At 41.8% G+C, this 244-nt stretch carries 1 protein-coding gene; it reads left to right on the top strand.

The features are described 5' to 3' along the window. On the top strand, positions 1–244 hold a 244-nt coding region (locus Q4528_RS15495), incomplete at both ends, for a ferredoxin reductase domain-containing protein (RefSeq protein WP_303522608.1).

Raw genomic sequence — 244 nt, 5'->3', positions numbered from 1 at the left:
GGATAAACCTCCTCTCGCTAAATTGTATTATTGCAGCGAAACCATAGAGGCGAAGTTTATCGAAGAGTTACAGCACTTAGCGAGCGGCGCTCAAGTAGATTTAAAGATTATCGATAACAGCAGCCAAGCATTCTTAAACGCTAACCAACTATTACGCGAAGTCGATGGTTTAATGCAACGAAGCATCTGGTTTTGTGGGCCAAGTAAGTTCTCACAGTGTTTACAAAATGATTTAGCCAAGCAC

The sequence above is a fragment of the Staphylococcus pasteuri genome (genome assembly GCF_030547725.1).
GTDB lineage: Bacteria > Bacillota > Bacilli > Staphylococcales > Staphylococcaceae > Staphylococcus > Staphylococcus pasteuri.
The sequence above is the reverse complement of the archived record's forward strand: the minus strand, read 5'-3'. Positions and strand labels throughout refer to the sequence as shown.